This window comes from Pseudomonas atagonensis, assembly GCF_011369485.1.
In the GTDB taxonomy this organism is placed as follows: Bacteria; Pseudomonadota; Gammaproteobacteria; order Pseudomonadales; family Pseudomonadaceae; genus Aquipseudomonas; species Aquipseudomonas atagonensis.
The window spans coordinates 470,759-491,254 of record NZ_VXCA01000025.1 but is presented as its reverse complement, the minus strand read 5'-3'; the positions used below and the strand labels follow the sequence as shown (position 1 = coordinate 491,254).

Below are 20,496 nucleotides of genomic sequence, written 5' to 3'. Positions count from 1 at the left end.
CCTTGCCTTAATAAGCTGCGCTGGTGTTCATCAAGTGGTCAGTGTACGCAGCAGGTTCTTGTAGTCCTCGCGGATGTCCGCGTCGGATTCCTTAAGTTCGTTGATCTTGCGGCAGGCGTGCAACACGGTCGTGTGGTCGCGGCCGCCAAACACATCGCCGATTTCCGGCAGGCTGTGGTTGGTCAGTTCCTTGGACAACGCCATGGCCACCTGACGCGGACGGGCCACCGAGCGCGAACGGCGCTTGGACAGCAAATCCGAGATCTTGATCTTGTAGTACTCGGCGACGGTGCGCTGAATGTTATCCACAGAGACCAGTTTGTCCTGCAGCGCCAACAGGTCTTTCAGGGATTCGCGAATCAACTCGATGGTGATGTCGCGGCCCATGAAGTGCGAGTGGGCGATCACGCGTTTCAGCGCGCCTTCCAGCTCACGGACGTTGGAGCGAATACGCTGGGCAATAAAGAATGCCGCGTCGTGTGGCAACTCGACTTTGGCCTGGTCGGCCTTCTTCATCAAGATCGCGACGCGGGTTTCCAGTTCCGGCGGCTCGACGGCAACCGTCAGGCCCCAGCCGAAGCGGGATTTCAGGCGCTCTTCAAGGCCTTCGATTTCTTTCGGGTAGCGGTCACTGGTGAGAATGACCTGCTGACCACCTTCAAGCAGGGCGTTGAAGGTGTGGAAAAACTCTTCCTGCGAACGCTCTTTGCGGGCGAAGAACTGAATATCGTCGATCAGCAAAGCATCCACCGAACGGTAGAAGCGTTTGAACTCGTTGATCGCGTTCAGCTGCAGCGCCTTGACCATGTCGGCCACAAACCGCTCGGAATGCAGGTACACGACCTTGGCATTCGGGTTCTTCTTTAATAGATGGTTACCCACCGCGTGCATCAAGTGAGTTTTACCCAGGCCGACGCCACCATAAAGGAAGAGCGGGTTGTAGCCGTGCTTTGGGTTATCCGCCACTTGCCAGGCAGCCGCGCGGGCGAGCTGGTTGGATTTACCTTCGACGAAGTTTTCAAAGGTGAACGTACGGTTCAGATAACTGGTGTGCTTGAGCGCGCCTTCAACCTGCACGGTGCGTTGTTCAGCACGAACCGGAGCCTGTTGCGAAGCGGCGCCGGCCATCGGGTCAAAGCTGTCGCGCGACGGCTCTTCGCTGACTTCGGCGGTTTTCTGCGTAGAACGCTTGGCCGGAGTGGGCGTCGGAGCCGGTGCCGGCGAGTTGGCCGGAGCAGCGTTTGCCTGAATCTGGGAAGCCTGTGCAGCAGCCAGCGGAGCATTCGGAGCAGCGCGCGGTGCCGAGCTGCGTTTGCTGCCTATTAACAAGGACAGCGAGGGCGCCATGCCGTTGCCATGCTCATCCAGCAGTTCAAGGACGCGTCCCAGGTACTTTTCGTTGACCCAGTCCAGTACAAAACGGTTGGGTGCGTAGACGCGCAACTCGTCGCCTTCGGCTTCGACCTGTAGTGGACGGATCCAGGTGTTGAATTGTTGGGCAGGCAGCTCCTCGCGCAAAAGCTCCACGCACTGCTGCCAAAGTTCCACTGACACGGATATCCCCTAAGTTGAAAGCCGGTGAGGCAAAAACAAGCGGCCATTGTAGCGGCGAGCTGTCCACTTATCCACATGCAGGTTGCCCGGCCTCCATGATTTATCAATGCGTTAAACAGAAAAAAGGCGACCAACGGTGTGTGAATAAGCTCTGTGGATAACCGCCTCTAAGGGCACTGGACAACTGGGGGCGAAACTCGGTGGATAACCCACCTGTGGATAACCACTCTTTCCACACACAGGTTATCCGATAGCGCAGCACAGGCTGATCACGGTTTTCCACTGTAGTTGTCATTCTCTGTACATCAGGTTGAATAAGGCCTCATGGCACTTATCCACAGATGAGGGCATGCCTAGCTTTTATAAGCTTTACAGAAAAGCTTTAAATAATTCCCTTCTTTATTTTTATGTATGGCGAACAGGCTTTCAGCCAAAGAAGCTCTGCAGATCTATTTATAAGGAAACGCTGGTTGGAAATTGACCTGAAGGCTTGCTTTCTCTAGAATCCCCGGTCTCTTAAAACGGGGGCCATTCCGGCCCGTTGTGGACGAACCAGGTAACACGACATGAAACGTACTTTCCAACCAAGCACTATCAAACGCGCTCGTACCCACGGTTTCCGTGCTCGCATGGCTACCAAGAACGGCCGCGCAGTCCTGTCGCGTCGTCGCGCCAAAGGTCGTGCGCGTCTGGCAGTTTGATAATCCGGTACTGGAGGTGAGTCAGGACTTCAGTCGGGACAAGCGTCTGCTTACTCCCCGGCATTTCAAGGCAGTCTTTGACTCCCCTACCGGCAAGGTTCCGGGGAAAAATCTCCTGCTCCTTGCACGCAACAACGATCTCGATCACCCCCGTCTCGGGCTGGTAATCGGGAAAAAGAGCGTCAAGCTCTCCGTTGAGCGCAATCGCCTCAAACGTCTGATGCGCGAATCGTTCCGTCTGCACCAGGATTCACTGGTCGGCTGGGACATCGTTATCGTCGCGCGCAAAGGTTTGGGTGATGTAGAAAACCCCGAATTGATTCAGCATTTCGGCAAACTCTGGAAGCGTCTGGCCCGTAACAAGCCCGTTCCGGCAGTCAAAACCGAAACTGTAGGGGTAGACAGTCCAGATGCGTAAACTGGCACTCGTTCCGATCCAGTTTTATCGCTATGCCATTAGTCCTTTGATGGCCAGTCACTGTCGTTTCTACCCCAGTTGTTCTTGCTACGCGTATGAAGCCATCGAAAATCATGGCCTTCTGCGCGGTGGCTGGCTGACCTTTCGTCGTTTAGGTCGCTGTCATCCGTGGAATCCCGGTGGTTATGACCCGGTTCCACCTATCCCTACCTCCCGTTCTTCTTCGATGGCCGAGTAATCATGGATATCAAACGCACGATCCTGATCGTCGCCCTGGCAATCGTGTCCTACGTTATGGTTCTTAAATGGAACCAGGACTATGGCCAGGCTGCCCTGCCGACTCAGAATGTTGCTTCCAGTACGACTACATCCGGTTTGCCGGACACCGCCACTGGCAATAATGCTGCCGCCAGTGACGATATTCCGCGCGCCGCTAGCGATACCAGTGCACCTGCCGAAACTCCGGTGGCCGCCAGCAAGGATCTGATCCAGATCAAAACCGACGTACTCGATCTCGCGATCGATCCACAAGGTGGCGATGTTGCTCAACTGACCTTGCCTTTGTATCCACGTCGTCAAGATCGTCCTGATGTTCCGTTCCAGCTGTTCGATAACGGCGGCGAACGTGTTTATCTGGCACAAAGCGGTCTGATCGGTACCAATGGCCCGGACGCAAATCCGGCCGGTCGTCCGGTTTACTCTTCGGAGAAGAAGACTTATCAACTGGCTGACGGTCAGGATCAACTCGTCGTTGACCTGAAATTCAGCAGGGACGGCGTCAATTACATCAAGCGTTTCACCCTGAAACGCGGCCTGTATGACGTAGCCGTTTCCTACATTGTGGATAACCAGAGCGCTCAGCCCTGGAATGGCGCGATGTTCGCCCAGTTGAAGCGTGATAACAGCGCCGATCCGTCGTCCACAACCGCTACTGGTACCGCGACTTACCTGGGCGCCGCCCTGTGGACAAGTTCGGAGCCGTACAAGAAAGTGTCCATGAAGGACATGGACAAGGCCCAACTGAAAGAAACCGTCACCGGTGGTTGGGTAGCGTGGCTGCAACACTACTTCGTGACTGCGTGGATTCCGGCGAAGGGCGAAAACAACATCGTCCAGACCCGTAAAGACAGCAAAGGCAACTACATCATCGGTTACACCGGTCCTACTCTGACCGCTGCTCCAGGTGCCAAAGTTGAAACCAGCGCTGTGCTGTACGCCGGTCCGAAAAGCCAGGCTGTGCTGAAAGAGTTGTCCCCAGGTCTGGAATTGACTGTCGACTACGGCATCCTGTGGTTCATTGCCCAGCCAATCTTCTGGTTGTTGCAACACATCCACGCGATTGTGGGTAACTGGGGCTGGTCGATCATCTTCCTGACCATGCTGATCAAAGGGCTTTTCTTCCCTCTGTCGGCCGCCAGCTACAAATCGATGGCGCGCATGCGTGCCGTTGCGCCGAAACTGGCTGCTCTGAAAGAGCAACATGGCGATGACCGGCAGAAAATGTCGCAAGCCATGATGGAGCTGTACAAGAAAGAGAAGATCAATCCGCTGGGCGGCTGCTTGCCGATACTCGTGCAGATGCCGGTTTTCCTGTCGCTGTACTGGGTTCTGCTGGAAAGCGTGGAAATGCGCCAGGCGCCGTTCATGCTGTGGATCACTGACCTGTCGATCAAGGATCCGTTCTTCATTCTGCCGATCATCATGGGCGCAACCATGTTCATCCAGCAGCAGCTGAACCCGACTCCACCGGATCCGATGCAGGCGAAGGTCATGAAAATGATGCCAATCATCTTCACCTTCTTCTTCCTGTGGTTCCCGGCAGGTCTGGTGCTGTACTGGGTTGTGAACAACTGCCTGTCGATTGCACAACAGTGGTACATCACGCGTAAGATCGAAGCGGCGACGAAAAAAGCCGAGGCGTAACTTGCTCTGTGGATAACACCACTCAAAACGCCCCCTAGTGGGGCGTTTTGCTATCTGCCACTTTTGTCTGGATACCGGTTTATGAGCGCACCTCGTGAAACCATCGCAGCTGTCGCCACCGCCCAGGGTCGCGGCGGTGTCGGCATCGTCCGTATTTCCGGGCCGTTGGCCAGTGTTGCAGCCAAAGCCATCAGCGGCCGCGAGCTGAAACCCCGGTTTGCCCACTACGGCCCGTTCTTCAGTGACGATCAGCAGGTGCTGGATGAAGGTCTGGCGCTGTATTTCCCCGGGCCGAACTCGTTCACTGGCGAAGATGTGCTGGAGTTACAGGGCCACGGCGGCCCGATTGTTCTGGATATGTTGCTCAAGCGTTGTCTGGAGCTGGGCTGCCGTCTTGCCCGTCCGGGTGAATTCAGCGAACGCGCCTTCCTCAATGACAAACTCGATCTGGCTCAGGCCGAAGCCATTGCCGACCTGATCGAAGCCAGTTCTGCACAGGCTGCGCGCAATGCCTTGCGCTCTTTGCAGGGGGCGTTTTCCCAGCGTGTGCATAACCTCACCGAACAACTGATCGGCTTGAGGATTTATGTCGAAGCAGCCATCGACTTCCCGGAAGAAGAAATCGACTTCCTCGCCGATGGCCACGTGCTGAGCATGCTCGACAAAGTGCGTGACGAGTTATCCACCGTCTTGCGCGAAGCCGGGCAGGGCGCGTTACTGCGTGACGGCATGACCGTAGTGATTGCTGGTCGTCCGAATGCCGGCAAGTCCAGTTTGCTGAATGCGCTGGCGGGGCGTGAAGCCGCCATCGTAACCGAGATTGCCGGTACCACGCGGGATATCCTGCGCGAACATATCCACATCGACGGCATGCCGCTGCACGTTGTCGATACTGCAGGTTTGCGTGATACAGATGATCATGTGGAAAAAATCGGCGTCGAGCGGGCATTGAAGGCAATCGGTGAAGCTGACCGAGTGTTGCTGGTTGTCGACGCCACCGCTCCGGAAGCGCTGGACCCGTTTGCGTTGTGGCCGGAATTCCTTGAAACCCGCCCGGATCCGGCGAAAGTTACGCTGATTCGCAACAAAGCCGATCTGACCGGTGAAGCGATTGTCCTGGAGACCAGTGAAGATGGCCATGTGACGATCAGTCTAAGCGCAAAGTCGGCCGGTGAAGGACTGGATCTCCTGCGTGACCATCTCAAAGCCTGCATGGGGTACGAGCAAACCTCGGAAAGCAGCTTCAGCGCACGCCGCCGGCATTTGGAGGCCTTGCGCCACGCCAGTGCGGCGCTGGAACACGGCCGTGCGCAACTGACGCTGGCCGGGGCTGGCGAGCTATTGGCTGAAGACCTGCGACAGGCTCAGCAGTCGCTCGGAGAAATCACCGGGGCTTTCAGCTCTGATGATCTGCTGGGGCGGATCTTTTCCAGCTTCTGCATCGGCAAATAATCACCGCGTGATCCAAAGGCAGGTCCATTCGCGACCTGCCATCTCTTCCAGTTTCTGAAAACTTACTCGAGTGCCGGGCAGATTTTTTCTCCCTGAGCGGATTTTCCGTGCCTGCCATTCCTGCATTCGTCAGTTTTCTGTGGATTAAGCCCTGTGAATAACTGCCACTGAGGTCAGTTGATAACAGGGCTTGAAAACTGAATATAACCCAGCCTGTGGATAACCACTCATCTCATCCACAGGCTTACACCGGTTATCCAAAACCCTCATGGGTATATGGCCACAGGGTTTTTAAACGCTGTACATATTGAATTTAAAGGCCTGTAGAGATCTATCCACAGAAATCATGGGCAGTAAGAATAAGCTTTAAAACAAAGGTTTTATAAATTTCTCTCTTTTTTATTCTTTTAACCGCGAGTTCTCCACAGCTGGTTAAATTTTGTGCAAAGGGTTCTTTAGGAAGGGCGAAGTCCCTATACTTGCCGACCAGGTCCAGAAACCTGATCTCAAACTATTCCTGAATTACCTACTTAAGCAGGCACGAGGTGCGTGGTGGATTTCCCTTCCCGTTTTGAAGTGATCGTCATCGGCGGCGGTCATGCCGGTACCGAGGCAGCACTGGCCTCAGCACGCATGGGTGCAAAAACCCTTCTGCTGACGCACAACGTGGAAACCCTTGGTGCCATGAGTTGCAACCCGGCCATCGGCGGCATTGGCAAAAGCCATCTGGTCAAGGAAATCGACGCCCTCGGCGGCGCGATGGCCATGGCGACCGATCTGGGCGGTATCCAGTTTCGCGTGTTGAACAGCCGCAAAGGCCCAGCCGTACGTGCAACCCGTGCGCAAGCCGACCGTATTCTTTACAAGGCCGCTGTCCGCGAAATTCTGGAAAACCAGCCGAACCTGTGGATATTTCAACAAGCTGCTGACGACCTGATCGTCGAGCAGGAACAAGTGCGCGGTGTCGTTACGCAGATGGGTCTGCGTTTCTTCGCCGATTCCGTGGTGTTGACCACTGGTACGTTCCTCGGCGGACTTATCCACATCGGTTTGCAGAATTTTTCCGGCGGTCGTGCCGGCGATCCACCCTCGATTGCCTTGGCACATCGTCTGCGCGAACTACCATTGCGTGTCGGTCGCCTGAAAACCGGTACGCCACCACGTATCGACGGCAAATCTGTGGATTTCTCGGTCATGACCGAGCAGCCAGGCGATACGCCGATCCCGGTGATGTCGTTCATGGGCAACAAAGAACAGCATCCACGCCAGGTCAGTTGCTGGATTACCCACACCAACGCCCGCACCCACGAAATCATCGCCGCGAACCTCGACCGTTCGCCGATGTACTCCGCTGCCGGTGAAATCGAAGGCATCGGCCCGCGTTACTGCCCGTCCATCGAAGACAAGATCCACCGCTTTGCCGACAAGGAAAGCCATCAGGTGTTCATCGAGCCCGAAGGCCTGACCACCCATGAGCTGTACCCGAACGGGATATCCACAAGCCTGCCGTTCGATGTGCAATTGCAGATCGTGCAATCGATTCGCGGCATGGAAAACGCGCACATCGTGCGTCCGGGTTACGCAATCGAGTACGACTACTTCGATCCGCGCGACCTGAAGTACAGCCTCGAGACCAAAGTCATCGGCGGTCTGTTCTTTGCAGGCCAGATCAACGGCACCACCGGTTACGAAGAAGCGGGCGCGCAAGGTTTGCTCGCTGGCACCAACGCCGCACTGCGCGCCAAGGGCAAAGAAGCCTGGTGCCCGCGTCGTGATGAAGCGTACATCGGCGTGTTGGTCGACGATTTGATCACCCTCGGTACCCAAGAGCCGTACCGCATGTTCACTTCCCGTGCCGAGTACCGCCTGATCCTGCGCGAGGACAACGCCGATCTGCGTCTGACCGAAAAAGGTCGCGAACTGGGTCTGGTCGATGACGCGCGTTGGGCGGCCTTCTGCAAGAAACGCGAAAGCATCGAACTTGAAGAGCAGCGCCTGAAAAGCACCTGGGTTCGCCCGGGCACGCCGCAGGGCGATGCGATTGCGGAAAAATTCGGCACACCGCTGACCCACGAATACAACTTGCTCAATCTCTTGAGTCGTCCGGAAATCGACTACGCTGGTCTGGTCGAAGTGACCGGCAACGGCGCCGAAGATCCGCAGGTCGCTGAACAGGTCGAGATCAAGACCAAGTACGCCGGTTACATCGACCGTCAACAGGACGAAATCGCCCGTCTGCGCGCCAGTGAAGACACGAAATTGCCTGTGGATATCGATTACACCAATATTTCCGGTCTCTCCAAGGAGATCCAGAGCAAGCTTGGCGCGACTCGTCCCGAGACGCTGGGCCAGGCTTCGCGGATCCCGGGCGTGACCCCGGCAGCAATTTCGCTGTTGATGATTCATTTGAAAAAACGCGGCGCGGGCCGTCAGTTGGAGCAAAGCGCTTGAGTTCTAAGGTCACTTCGCAACACGCCGAAGAGTTATCCACAGGAGCCCGCGAGCTCGGTGTCAATCTCACGGAAACCCAGCACGAATTGCTGCTGGGTTATCTGGCCCTGTTGATCAAATGGAACCAGGCCTACAACCTCACGGCGGTGCGCGATCCGGATGAGATGGTTTCGCGCCACTTGCTCGATAGTCTGAGTGTGATGTCGTTCATCGAAAACGGCCGCTGGCTGGACGTCGGTAGTGGCGGCGGCATGCCGGGGATCCCTCTGGCGATACTGTATCCGGACTCGCAAGTGACCTGCCTGGACAGCAACGGCAAGAAAACCCGCTTTCTGACCCAGGTCAAACTCGAACTAAAACTGGACAACCTGCAAGTTATCCACAGTCGCGTCGAAGCGTTCCAGCCTGCACAGCCGTTCAACGGGATCATTTCCCGGGCGTTCAGCAGTATGGAGAACTTCACCAACTGGACTCGCCACCTCGGCGATGCCGATACACGCTGGCTGGCAATGAAGGGCGTTCATCCGGCCGATGAGCTGGTAGCATTGCCGGCAGACTTCAAACTCGATAGCGAACACGCCCTGGCCGTACCCGGTTGCCAAGGCCAACGCCATCTGCTGATACTGCGCCGCACGGCATGATTGGGAACACAAGCAAGAATGGCTAAGGTATTCGCGATAGCGAACCAAAAGGGTGGTGTGGGCAAGACCACCACCTGCATCAACCTCGCAGCATCCCTGGTCGCGACCAAGCGCCGGGTGCTGTTGATCGATCTCGATCCACAGGGCAACGCCACCATGGGTAGCGGTGTGGATAAACACGGCCTGGAAAACTCGGTCTATGACCTGTTGATCGGCGAATGCGATCTGGCCCAGGCCATGCACTATTCCGAGCACGGCGGTTATCAACTGCTGCCGGCCAACCGCGACCTGACAGCCGCCGAAGTGGTTCTGCTGGAAATGCAGATGAAGGAAAGCCGTCTGCGCAGCGCGCTGGCGCCGATCCGTGAAAACTACGATTACATTTTGATCGACTGCCCGCCGTCGCTTTCGATGCTCACACTGAACGCACTGGTCGCTGCAGACGGGGTGATTATCCCCATGCAGTGCGAATACTTTGCGCTCGAAGGTTTGAGCGACCTTGTGGATAACATCAAGCGCATCGCCGAACTGCTGAACCCGAACCTGAAAGTCGAAGGTTTGCTGCGGACCATGTACGACCCGCGCCTGAGCCTGATGAACGATGTTTCGGCGCAGCTCAAGGAACACTTCGGCGAGCAGCTGTACGACACGGTGATCCCGCGCAACATCCGTCTGGCTGAAGCCCCGAGCTACGGCATGCCGGCGCTGGCTTACGACAAGCAATCGCGTGGCGCGCTGGCCTATCTGGCCCTGGCGGGCGAGATGGTTCGCCGTCAGCGCAAAAATTCACGCATCGCCGCTGCTCAGCCAACTTAAGGAATCCCCATGGCCGTCAAGAAACGAGGTCTCGGACGAGGACTGGATGCACTGCTGAGCGGTCCGACTGTCAGCTCGCTGGAAGAACAAGCGGCGCAGGCTGACAGCCGTGAGCTGCAGCACCTGCCACTAGACCTGTTGCAGCGCGGTAAGTATCAGCCACGCCGGGACATGGATCCGCAGGCGCTGGAAGAGCTGGCGCAATCGATCAAGGCCCAGGGAGTGATGCAGCCGATCGTGGTGCGCCCGATTGGCGGTGGCCGCTTTGAAATCATTGCCGGCGAGCGCCGCTGGCGCGCGAGTCAGCAAGCCGGGCAGGAAACCATCCCGGCTATGGTTCGCGATGTGCCGGATGAAACCGCGATTGCCATTGCGCTGATCGAGAACATCCAGCGTGAAGACCTCAATCCGATCGAAGAAGCGGTAGCGCTGCAGCGTTTGCAGCAGGAATTCCAGCTGACTCAACAGCAAGTCGCCGAGGCTGTGGGTAAGTCCCGCGTCACTGTGGCTAACCTGTTGCGGCTTATTGCGCTGCCCGAAGTCATCAAGACCATGCTCTCCCACGGTGACCTGGAAATGGGTCATGCCCGTGCATTGCTCGGTCTACCGGACAATCAGCAGGTGGAAGGGGCGCGACATGTTGTCGCACGCGGCCTGACTGTGCGCCAAACTGAGGCACTGGTTCGCCAGTGGTTGAGTGGTAAACCGGAGCCTGTAGAGGCTGCCAAACCCGACCCGGATATCGCCCGGCTCGAACAGCGTCTGGCCGAGCGCCTAGGCTCTGCGGTGCAGATTCGCCACGGGAAGAAGGGAAAAGGGCAGTTGGTGATCGGTTACAACTCCCTCGATGAGCTTCAAGGTGTGCTCGCACACATCCGCTGAAACATTTCCTCATGTAGCGCGCAGTCGGAAATCACTACCTGACAGTTGAATAGGGGCAGAACCGCCCCTATACTCTGCGCGCATTTTGTCGGCACAAATTATGCCAAGTTATTGAATTCTGGCAGCCGACCATTGGAGAGCAATAGTGATGGAAACCCGCAAGCCAAACCGCCTGCCGTTCCATCGCCTGGCGGTTTTTCCGGTGTTGATGGCTCAATTTGTCATTTTGCTCATTGCTGCTTTGGCGCTCTGGCAATGGCACGGAGTCGTTGCCGGATACTCGGGACTTTGCGGAGGCCTGATAGCCTTGCTGCCCAATGTTTATTTCGCTCACAAGGCATTTCGGTTTTCCGGCGCCCGAGCAGCCCAGTCCATCGTCCGGTCTTTTTATGCCGGCGAGGCAGGCAAACTGATTTTGACGGCAGTGCTTTTTGCACTGGTGTTTGCAGGTGTGAAGCCACTGGCGCCGATCGCAGTATTCGGTGCCTTCGTGCTGACTCAGTCAGTCAGCTGGTTCGCTCCCCTGCTGATGAGAACAAGACTTTCGAGACCTTAGGGCGTTTGAGGCAACCATGGCAGAAACAACCGCTTCGGGCTATATCCAGCACCACTTGCAGAACCTGACCTTCGGTCAGCTACCCAACGGCGGCTGGGGCTTTGCCCATACCGCAGCAGAAGCCAAGGAAATGGGCTTCTGGGCTTTCCACGTCGATACTCTCGGCTGGTCGGTCGCACTGGGTCTGATCTTCGTTCTTCTTTTCCGCATGGCGGCAAAAAAGGCAACTTCGGGTCAGCCAGGTGCTTTGCAGAACTTCGTTGAAGTATTGGTCGAATTCGTCGATGGCAGCGTGAAAGACAGCTTCCATGGCCGTAGCCCGGTGATTGCACCGCTGGCACTGACCATCTTCGTCTGGGTGTTCCTGATGAACGCCGTCGACTTGGTACCGGTCGACTGGATTCCTCAGCTGGCCATCCTGATTTCCGGCGACCACCACATCCCGTTCCGCGCCGTGTCGACTACCGACCCGAACGCGACCCTGGGCATGGCGTTCTCGGTTTTCGCACTGATCATTTTCTATAGCATCAAGGTCAAGGGTCTCGGCGGCTTCATCGGCGAGCTGACCCTGCACCCGTTCGGCAGCAAGAACATCTTCGTTCAGGCTCTGCTGATCCCGGTGAACTTCCTGCTGGAATTCGTGACCCTGATCGCCAAGCCGATCTCTCTGGCTCTGCGTCTGTTCGGCAACATGTATGCCGGCGAGCTGGTGTTCATCCTGATCGCTGTGATGTTCGGCAGCGGCCTGCTCTGGCTGAGCGGCCTGGGCGTTGTTCTGCAGTGGGCGTGGGCTGTGTTCCACATTCTGATCATCACGCTGCAGGCGTTCATCTTCATGATGCTGACCATCGTCTACCTGTCGATGGCGCACGAAGAAAACCATTAAGACCAGTCTCGACTAGTCTGATGTCCTTCCCGCTCAAACGGGAGGGGGCTCTTCACAGGGCACCTGAAACGATTTGTTTTACCGCTTTAATCTAAAAAACCTAAACCATACGACGTAAAAGTCGGGAGGAAAGATGGAAACTGTAGTTGGTCTAACCGCTATCGCTGTTGCACTGTTGATCGGCCTGGGCGCACTGGGTACCGCAATTGGTTTCGGCCTGCTGGGCGGCAAGTTCCTGGAAGGCGCAGCGCGTCAGCCAGAAATGGTTCCAATGCTGCAAGTTAAAATGTTCATCGTTGCCGGTCTGCTCGACGCCGTAACCATGATCGGTGTTGGTATCGCTCTGTTCTTCACCTTTGCGAACCCGTTCGTTGGTCAGATCGCTGGCTAATTACCCGGATTCTTCCGAGTAATTTGATGTGATGGACAACGTAACTGCGAGGTGTTGGCGTGAACATTAATGCGACCCTGATTGGCCAGTCCGTTGCGTTCCTGATTTTTGTACTGTTCTGCATGAAGTATGTATGGCCTCCGGTCATCGCTGCTCTGCACGAACGTCAAAAGAAGATCGCTGATGGTCTGGACGCTGCCAGCCGTGCAGCTCGCGACCTGGAGTTGGCCCAAGAAAAAGCGGGTCAGCAACTGCGCGAAGCGAAAGCTCAGGCAGCTGAAATCATCGAGCAAGCCAAGAAACGCGGTAACCAGATTGTCGAAGAGGCCGTTGAAAAGGCCCGTGTCGATGCTGACCGTGTGAAGGTTCAGGCTCAAGCCGAGATCGAACAGGAACTGAACAGTGTCAAAGACAAGCTGCGTGCCCAAGTGGGCTTGCTGGCTGTCGGCGGCGCCGAGAAGATCCTGGGTGCCACAATCGATCAAAACGCGCACGCAGAGCTGGTTAACCAACTGGCTGCTGAAATCTAAGCGAGGGCGATCATGGCAGAACTGACCACGTTGGCCCGACCTTACGCTAAGGCGGCCTTCGAGCACGCTCAGGCCCACCAGCAACTGGCCAATTGGTCAGCCATGCTCGGCCTGGCAGCAGCGGTGTCGCAAGACGACACCATGCAGCGCGTGCTCAAGGCCCCGCGACTGACGAGCGCAGAAAAGGCCGCCACGTTCATTGACGTGTGCGGCGACAAGTTTGATGCCAAGGCACAGAACTTCATCAACGTCGTTGCCGAAAACGACCGTCTCCCGCTTCTGCCGGAGATCGCCGCTCTGTTCGACCTGTACAAGGCCGAACAAGAGAAATCGGTAGACGTTGAAGTAACCAGTGCATTTGCATTGAACCAAGAACAGCAAGACAAACTCGCCAAGGTTCTCAGTGCACGACTCAACCGGGAAGTGCGCCTGCAAGTTGCGGAGGACGCTGCCTTGATTGGTGGTGTCGTGATCCGCGCCGGCGACCTGGTTATCGATGGCTCGATTCGCGGAAAAATCGCGAAACTTGCCGAAGCATTGAAATCTTGAGTTTGAAGGGGCAGCAGAGCAATGCAGCAACTCAATCCTTCCGAAATAAGTGAAATTATCAAGGGCCGCATCGACAAGCTCGATGTGACCTCCCAAGCCCGTAACGAAGGCACTGTCGTCAGCGTATCTGACGGTATCGTGCGGATTCACGGTCTGGCCGACGTCATGTACGGCGAGATGATCGAGTTTCCGGGCGGCGTCTACGGTATGGCTCTCAACCTGGAGCAAGACTCCGTAGGTGCCGTTGTATTGGGCTCCTACCAGTCTCTGGCTGAAGGCATGAGCGCCAAGTGCACCGGCCGCATCCTCGAAGTTCCGGTTGGTAAGGAACTGCTGGGTCGCGTAGTCGACGCACTGGGTAATCCAGTTGACGGCAAAGGTCCACTGGGCAACACCGAGACCGACGCGGTCGAGAAAGTTGCTCCGGGCGTGATCTGGCGTAAGTCGGTAGACCAGCCTGTACAGACTGGCTACAAGGCTGTCGATGCCATGATCCCTGTCGGCCGTGGCCAGCGTGAGCTGATCATCGGTGACCGTCAGATCGGTAAAACCGCTCTGGCGATCGACGCGATCATCAACCAGAAAGACAGCGGCATTTTCTGCGTCTACGTAGCCATCGGTCAGAAACAATCGACCATCGCCAACGTGGTTCGCAAGCTGGAAGAAAACGGCGCCCTGGCCAACACGATCATCGTGGCTGCCAGTGCTTCGGAATCTCCTGCGCTGCAATTCCTGGCACCGTACTCCGGTTGCACCATGGGTGAATTCTTCCGCGACCGCGGTGAAGACGCGCTGATCGTTTATGACGATCTGTCCAAGCAAGCAGTGGCTTACCGCCAGATTTCCCTGCTGCTGCGCCGTCCACCAGGCCGTGAAGCTTACCCAGGCGACGTGTTCTATCTCCACTCCCGTCTGCTGGAGCGCGCATCCCGCGTTTCGGAAGAATACGTAGAGAAGTTCACCAACGGCGCAGTGACCGGCAAAACCGGTTCCCTGACCGCATTGCCGATCATCGAAACCCAGGCGGGCGACGTTTCCGCGTTCGTTCCGACCAACGTGATTTCCATCACCGACGGTCAGATCTTCCTGGAATCGGCCATGTTCAACTCGGGCATCCGCCCTGCAGTGAACGCCGGTGTTTCGGTATCCCGTGTGGGTGGTGCCGCTCAGACCAAGATCATCAAGAAGCTGTCCGGTGGTATCCGTACCGCTCTGGCTCAGTACCGTGAACTGGCGGCATTCGCCCAGTTCGCTTCTGACCTGGACGAAGCGACCCGTAAGCAACTTGAGCATGGTCAGCGCGTTACCGAGCTGATGAAGCAGAAGCAATACGCACCAATGTCGATCGCTGACATGGCGCTGTCGCTGTATGCCGCTGAGCGTGGGTTCCTGACTGACATTGAAATCGCCAAGATCGGCAGCTTCGAACAAGCGCTGATTGCTTTCTTCAACCGCGATCACGCCGATTTGATGGCCAAGATCAACGTTAAAGGTGACTTCAATGACGAAATCGACGCTGGCATGAAAGCCGGTATCGAGAAGTTCAAGGCCACCCAAACCTGGTAAGCCGCAGCGGGAGCCGCGAGGCTCCCGCTTGCTAACCTGATAGGTGTTACATGGCAGGCGCAAAAGAGATTCGCAGTAAGATTGCGAGCATCAAAAGCACGCAAAAGATTACCAGCGCCATGGAAAAAGTGGCGGTCAGCAAAATGCGCAAGGCACAAATGCGCATGGCTGCTAGCCGTCCTTATGCGGAGCGTATCCGCCAGGTAATTGGGCATCTGGCCAACGCCAACCCGGAATACCGCCACCCGTTCATGATCGACCGCGAAATCAAGCGCGTTGGTTATGTCGTCGTGAGCAGTGACCGTGGTTTGTGCGGCGGCTTGAACACCAACCTGTTCAAGGCCCTGGTCAAGGACATGGCGGTAAACCGCGAAAACGGCGTCGAGATTGATCTGTGTGTCGTTGGTAGCAAGGGTGCGGCCTTTTTCCGCAACTTCGGCGGTAACGTCGTTGCAGCTATCAGCCACCTGGGTGAAGAGCCGTCGATCAATGATCTGATCGGCAGCGTCAAGGTGATGCTGGATGCCTACCTGGACGGCCGTATTGACCGCCTGTCCGTGGTGTCCAACAAGTTCATCAACACCATGACGCAACAGCCTACCGTGGAGCAGTTGATTCCACTGGTGGCTACCCCGGATCAGGATCTCAAGCACCACTGGGACTATCTCTACGAACCGGATGCCAAAGAGCTGCTTGACGGCTTGATGGTCCGTTACGTCGAGTCGCAGGTCTACCAGGCGGTGGTCGAGAACAACGCGGCTGAACAAGCTGCGCGGATGATCGCGATGAAGAACGCTACCGACAACGCCGGTGATTTGATCAGCGATTTGCAGCTGATCTACAACAAGGCGCGTCAGGCTGCGATCACCCAAGAGATCTCGGAAATCGTCGGCGGCGCTGCCGCGGTTTAACGGTTCAAATATTCAGAGGATCCAGCTATGAGTAGCGGACGTATCGTTCAAATCATCGGCGCCGTTATCGACGTGGAATTTCCACGCGACAGCGTACCGAGCATCTACAACGCGCTGACTGTACAAAGCGCGGCCGCAACCACTCTGGAAGTTCAGCAACAGCTGGGCGACGGCGTGGTTCGCACCATTGCGATGGGTTCCACCGAGGGCTTGAAGCGCGGTCTGGAAGTTACCGACTCTGGCGCAGCCATCTCCGTACCGGTCGGTAAAGCGACCCTGGGCCGGATCATGGACGTCCTCGGTAACCCGATCGACGAAGCTGGCCCGATCGACACCGACGAGCGTTGGGGCATTCACCGTCCTGCGCCTTCGTTCGCTGAACAGGCAGGCGGCAACGACCTGCTGGAAACCGGCATCAAGGTTATCGACCTGGTTTGCCCGTTTGCCAAAGGCGGTAAAGTCGGTCTGTTCGGTGGTGCCGGTGTAGGCAAAACCGTAAACATGATGGAACTGATCCGTAACATCGCCATCGAGCACAGCGGTTATTCCGTGTTCGCCGGTGTGGGTGAGCGTACTCGTGAGGGTAACGACTTCTACCACGAGATGAAGGACTCCAACGTTCTGGACAAAGTGGCACTGGTTTACGGTCAGATGAACGAGCCGCCGGGTAACCGTCTGCGCGTAGCACTGACCGGCCTGACCATGGCCGAGAAGTTCCGTGACGAAGGTAACGACGTTCTGCTGTTCGTCGACAACATCTATCGTTACACCCTGGCCGGTACTGAAGTATCCGCACTGCTGGGCCGTATGCCTTCGGCAGTAGGTTACCAGCCGACCCTGGCTGAAGAGATGGGCGTTCTGCAAGAACGTATCACTTCGACCAAGGAAGGTTCGATCACCTCGATCCAAGCGGTATACGTACCTGCGGACGACTTGACCGACCCGTCGCCAGCGACCACCTTCGCCCACTTGGACGCCACCGTCGTTCTGTCCCGTGACATCGCTTCCCTGGGTATCTACCCGGCGGTAGATCCACTGGATTCGACTTCGCGCCAGCTGGACCCGAACGTAATCGGCCAGGACCACTACGACACCGCTCGCGGCGTTCAGTACGTTCTGCAACGTTACAAAGAGCTGAAGGACATCATCGCGATCCTGGGTATGGACGAGCTGTCGGAAGCCGACAAGCAGTTGGTAAACCGTGCTCGTAAGATCCAGCGCTTCTTGTCGCAGCCGTTCTTCGTGGCTGAAGTCTTCACCGGTGCATCGGGTAAGTACGTTTCCCTGAAAGACACCATTGCTGGCTTCAAAGGCATCCTCAACGGTGACTACGACCACCTGCCAGAACAAGCGTTCTACATGGTTGGCGGCATCGAAGAAGCGATCGAGAAAGCCAAGAAACTGTAATCCCGGCGCCCGGCAACGGGCGCTAATTTAGGTTGAGGCAATCAGATGGCTATGACAGTCCATTGCGATATCGTCAGCGCGGAAGGGGAAATCTTTTCCGGCCTGGTCGAGATGGTGATTGCGCACGGTGCACTGGGTGATCTTGGTATCGCTCTGGGTCACGCGCCGCTGATCACTAATCTGAAGCCAGGTCCGATCCGCCTGATCAAGCAAGGCGGGGAAGCCGAGGTGTTCTACATCTCCGGTGGTTTCCTCGAGGTTCAGCCGAACATGGTCAAGGTGCTTGCCGATACCGTGCAACGTGCCGCCGACCTGGATGAAGCTCAGGCTCAAGCAGCTCTCAAGGCTGCCGAGGCTGCTCTGCATGAGAAGAGCGCAGATTTCGATTACGGAGCTGCGTCCGCACGTCTGGCCGAGGCTGCAGCTCAGCTGCGCACCGTCCAGCAGATCCGCAAGAAGTTTGGCGGTTAATCCGTCAGCCACTTGTTGTGCGATTGATAAAAAAGGGTAGCCTCGGCTACCCTTTTTTCTTTTCCGACTTTCAAAAACCCGGTCGCAGTTGCTGACCACCCAGGATTGGTAGCCAGTCATGTCTCTCGAAATCGTAATCCTCGCGGCCGGCCAAGGCACTCGCATGCGTTCGGCGCTACCGAAAGTGTTGCATCCGATTGCCGGCAATTCTATGTTGGGCCATGTTATCCACAGCGCGCGGCAACTTGATCCACAGCGCATCCACGTTGTGATTGGTCACGGTGCCGATGTGGTGCGCGAGCGCCTGGCGGCCGATGACCTGAATTTCGTCCTGCAGGACAAGCAACTGGGTACCGGTCACGCCACTGCTCAAGCGGTGCCGTTCATAACCGCCGACACCGTGCTGATTCTCTACGGTGATGTCCCGCTGATCGAAGTCGAAACCCTGCAACGCCTGCTCAAGCACGTCGTTCCGGGCCAGATGGGTCTGCTGACAGTCGAGCTGGATGACCCCACCGGTTATGGCCGAATCGTGCGCGATGCCGACGGCAAGGTCGCGGCCATTGTCGAGCACAAAGACGCCAGCGAAGCCCAGCGCGCAATTACTGAAGGCAACACCGGCATCCTCGCCGTGCCGGCCAATCGTCTGGCCGACTGGATGAGCCGCTTGTCGAACAACAATGCCCAAGGCGAGTACTACCTGACCGACGTGATTGAAATGGCGGTCAGCGACGGTCTGGTCGTGGCCACTGAACAACCGCACGATCCAATGGAAGTGCAGGGCGCCAACGATCGTAAGCAGCTGTCCGAACTGGAGCGTCATTACCAGCTGCGCGCTGGCCGCCGTTTGATGACGCAAGGCGTAACCCTGCGTGACCCGGCGCGTTTCGATGTACGTGGCGAAGTCACCGTTGGTCGCGATGTGCTGATCGACATCAACGTGATCCTCGAAGGCAATGTCGTCATTGAAGACGACGTGGTCATCGGCCCGAATTGCGTGATCAAGGACAGCACTCTGCGCAAAGGTGTGGTGATCAAGGCCAACTCTCACATCGAGGGCGCGGTGCTGGGTGAAGGCAGTGATGCCGGTCCGTTCGCGCGCCTGCGTCCGGGCACCGTGCTTGAAGCGCGTGCGCATGTGGGTAACTTCGTCGAACTGAAAAATGCCCACATGGGCGAAGGAGCAAAGGCCGGCCATCTGACCTATCTGGGCGATGCCGAAATCGGCGCGCGCACCAATATTGGGGCGGGTACCATCACCTGCAACTACGACGGCGCCAACAAGTGGAAGACAGTATTGGGCGCTGACGTGTTCATTGGCTCCAATAACTCGCTGGTTGCGCCTGTGGATATCTCGGCAGGTGCAACCACCGCCGCCGGGTCGACCATCACGCAGAATGTGGATAACGCGCAATTGGCCGTCGGCCGTGCACGGCAGAGGAACATCGATGGCTGGAAGCGACCGGAGAAGATCAAGAAGGACTGAGTTATCCACAACGCTCAAAATAAAAAGGACCGCAGCCAGCGGTCTTTTTTATGTTCGGCGGCTTGACGATTTGCAGCCGATAGGTTTTGATTGCTTCCGTTATCTTTCGAATCGAAACTTAAGCCGTCATGTCGAAACGCAATACGCCCCAGCGTCGCCACAATATCCTCGCTTTGCTCAATGAGCAGGGGGAAGTCAGTGTAGATGAACTGGCCAAACGTTTCGAAACCTCGGAAGTTACGATTCGCAAGGATCTGGCGGCGCTGGAAACCCATGGGCTTTTGCTGCGCCGTTATGGTGGAGCGATCACCATGCCGCAAGAGCTGGTGGCTGAAACGCCGCAGTCTGTTTCCCGATACAAACAGGCCATTGCCCGCGCTGCGGTAAAGCGCATTCGCGAGCACGCCCGCATCATCATCGACAGCGGCAGCACCACCGCCGCAATGATTCCCGAACTCGGCCAGCAGCCGGGGCTGGTGGTGATGACCAATTCCCTGCACGTGGCCAATGCCTTGAGCGAACTCGAGCACGAGCCTGTGTTGTTGATGACTGGCGGCACCTGGGATCCGCATTCGGAATCCTTTCAGGGCCAGGTCGCCGAGCAGGTACTACGCTCTTACGACTTCGACCAGTTGTTCATCGGCGCTGACGGTATCGATCTGATTCGTGGCACCACGACCTTCAATGAACTGCTCGGATTGAGCCGGGTCATGGCCGAGGTGGCGCGGGAAGTCATCGTCATGGTCGAGGCCGACAAGATCGGCCGCAAGATTCCCAACCTGGAGCTGCCATGGAGCAGCGTCCATACCCTAATTACCGATGATCGCCTGTCCGTCGAGGCCCGCGATCAGATTCAGGCTCGCGGTATCAACTTGATTTGCGCGACTGTCAGTCAGGAGAAATAA

21 protein-coding genes are annotated in these 20,496 nt (G+C 56.8%); 20 read left to right on the top strand and 1 reads right to left on the bottom strand.

Annotated elements, in window-relative coordinates; genetic code table 11:
• Nucleotides 1–30: 30 nt before the first annotated feature.
• A complete protein-coding gene (dnaA, locus tag F2P67_RS17820) occupies nucleotides 31–1,554 on the bottom strand; it encodes a chromosomal replication initiator protein DnaA (RefSeq protein WP_166222076.1) in 1,524 nt (507 codons plus the stop codon).
• Between the two features lie 566 nt (nucleotides 1,555–2,120).
• Between dnaA and rpmH the strand changes: the two genes are divergently transcribed.
• From rpmH to F2P67_RS17720, 20 genes are all read left to right on the top strand, one after another.
• On the top strand, nucleotides 2,121–2,255 hold the full coding sequence (gene rpmH / locus F2P67_RS17815; RefSeq protein WP_003213577.1) for a 50S ribosomal protein L34: 135 nt from the start codon (nucleotides 2,121–2,123) through the stop codon (nucleotides 2,253–2,255).
• Between the two features lie 16 nt (nucleotides 2,256–2,271).
• Nucleotides 2,272–2,673 (top strand): ribonuclease P protein component, encoded by a 402-nt coding sequence (gene rnpA, locus F2P67_RS17810; RefSeq protein ID WP_343045162.1) that lies wholly within the window; start codon nucleotides 2,272–2,274, stop codon nucleotides 2,671–2,673.
• Nucleotides 2,666–2,911 (top strand): membrane protein insertion efficiency factor YidD, encoded by a 246-nt coding sequence (gene yidD, locus F2P67_RS17805; RefSeq protein ID WP_010465488.1) that lies wholly within the window; start codon nucleotides 2,666–2,668, stop codon nucleotides 2,909–2,911. Before rnpA ends, yidD begins: the two co-directional genes overlap by 8 nt.
• 2 nt (nucleotides 2,912–2,913) lie before the next feature.
• Complete coding sequence (gene yidC / locus F2P67_RS17800; RefSeq protein WP_166222072.1) at nucleotides 2,914–4,596, top strand: membrane protein insertase YidC; 1,683 nt, start codon at nucleotides 2,914–2,916, stop codon at nucleotides 4,594–4,596.
• 81 nt (nucleotides 4,597–4,677) lie between these two features.
• The gene (gene mnmE / locus F2P67_RS17795; protein WP_166222070.1) at nucleotides 4,678–6,048 is read left to right on the top strand and encodes a tRNA uridine-5-carboxymethylaminomethyl(34) synthesis GTPase MnmE; all 1,371 of its coding nucleotides are present in this window, start codon (nucleotides 4,678–4,680) and stop codon (nucleotides 6,046–6,048) included.
• Between the two features lie 552 nt (nucleotides 6,049–6,600).
• Entirely contained in the window at nucleotides 6,601–8,499 is a 1,899-nt protein-coding gene (mnmG, locus tag F2P67_RS17790; RefSeq protein ID WP_166222068.1) for a tRNA uridine-5-carboxymethylaminomethyl(34) synthesis enzyme MnmG, read from the top strand.
• Complete coding sequence (gene rsmG / locus F2P67_RS17785; RefSeq protein ID WP_007911906.1) at nucleotides 8,496–9,140, top strand: 16S rRNA (guanine(527)-N(7))-methyltransferase RsmG; 645 nt, start codon at nucleotides 8,496–8,498, stop codon at nucleotides 9,138–9,140. The genes mnmG and rsmG overlap by 4 nt, the downstream gene beginning before the upstream one ends.
• 18 nt (nucleotides 9,141–9,158) lie before the next feature.
• Entirely contained in the window at nucleotides 9,159–9,956 is a 798-nt protein-coding gene (locus F2P67_RS17780) for a ParA family protein (protein ID WP_003229787.1), read from the top strand.
• A 9-nt stretch (nucleotides 9,957–9,965) separates the two neighbouring features.
• The gene (locus tag F2P67_RS17775) at nucleotides 9,966–10,838 is read left to right on the top strand and encodes a ParB/RepB/Spo0J family partition protein (RefSeq protein ID WP_145593850.1); all 873 of its coding nucleotides are present in this window, start codon (nucleotides 9,966–9,968) and stop codon (nucleotides 10,836–10,838) included.
• Between the two features lie 148 nt (nucleotides 10,839–10,986).
• A complete protein-coding gene (locus F2P67_RS17770) occupies nucleotides 10,987–11,394 on the top strand; it encodes a F0F1 ATP synthase subunit I (RefSeq protein WP_003229783.1) in 408 nt (135 codons plus the stop codon).
• Between the two features lie 16 nt (nucleotides 11,395–11,410).
• Complete coding sequence (gene atpB / locus F2P67_RS17765) at nucleotides 11,411–12,280, top strand: F0F1 ATP synthase subunit A (RefSeq protein WP_007954148.1); 870 nt, start codon at nucleotides 11,411–11,413, stop codon at nucleotides 12,278–12,280.
• Between the two features lie 133 nt (nucleotides 12,281–12,413).
• Complete coding sequence (atpE, locus tag F2P67_RS17760) at nucleotides 12,414–12,671, top strand: F0F1 ATP synthase subunit C (RefSeq protein ID WP_003097235.1); 258 nt, start codon at nucleotides 12,414–12,416, stop codon at nucleotides 12,669–12,671.
• A 59-nt stretch (nucleotides 12,672–12,730) separates the two neighbouring features.
• Nucleotides 12,731–13,201: a F0F1 ATP synthase subunit B gene (locus F2P67_RS17755; RefSeq protein WP_003229781.1), complete on the top strand. Its 471-nt coding sequence runs from the start codon at nucleotides 12,731–12,733 to the stop codon at nucleotides 13,199–13,201.
• Nucleotides 13,202–13,213: 12 nt separating this feature from the next.
• Entirely contained in the window at nucleotides 13,214–13,750 is a 537-nt protein-coding gene (locus tag F2P67_RS17750) for a F0F1 ATP synthase subunit delta (RefSeq protein ID WP_007911956.1), read from the top strand.
• Nucleotides 13,751–13,771: 21 nt separating this feature from the next.
• Nucleotides 13,772–15,316 (top strand): F0F1 ATP synthase subunit alpha, encoded by a 1,545-nt coding sequence (gene atpA / locus F2P67_RS17745; protein WP_103302851.1) that lies wholly within the window; start codon nucleotides 13,772–13,774, stop codon nucleotides 15,314–15,316.
• Between the two features lie 50 nt (nucleotides 15,317–15,366).
• The gene (atpG, locus tag F2P67_RS17740; protein ID WP_007911960.1) at nucleotides 15,367–16,227 is read left to right on the top strand and encodes a F0F1 ATP synthase subunit gamma; all 861 of its coding nucleotides are present in this window, start codon (nucleotides 15,367–15,369) and stop codon (nucleotides 16,225–16,227) included.
• Between the two features lie 27 nt (nucleotides 16,228–16,254).
• Nucleotides 16,255–17,634, top strand: a complete 1,380-nt coding sequence (atpD, locus tag F2P67_RS17735) for a F0F1 ATP synthase subunit beta (RefSeq protein WP_166222066.1) — start codon at nucleotides 16,255–16,257, stop codon at nucleotides 17,632–17,634.
• A gap of 45 nt (nucleotides 17,635–17,679) precedes the next feature.
• Nucleotides 17,680–18,105 (top strand): F0F1 ATP synthase subunit epsilon, encoded by a 426-nt coding sequence (locus F2P67_RS17730; RefSeq protein ID WP_007954164.1) that lies wholly within the window; start codon nucleotides 17,680–17,682, stop codon nucleotides 18,103–18,105.
• Between the two features lie 118 nt (nucleotides 18,106–18,223).
• Nucleotides 18,224–19,591, top strand: a complete 1,368-nt coding sequence (gene glmU / locus F2P67_RS17725) for a bifunctional UDP-N-acetylglucosamine diphosphorylase/glucosamine-1-phosphate N-acetyltransferase GlmU (protein ID WP_166222064.1) — start codon at nucleotides 18,224–18,226, stop codon at nucleotides 19,589–19,591.
• A gap of 128 nt (nucleotides 19,592–19,719) precedes the next feature.
• Nucleotides 19,720–20,496: a DeoR/GlpR family DNA-binding transcription regulator gene (locus tag F2P67_RS17720; protein ID WP_166222062.1), complete on the top strand. Its 777-nt coding sequence runs from the start codon at nucleotides 19,720–19,722 to the stop codon at nucleotides 20,494–20,496.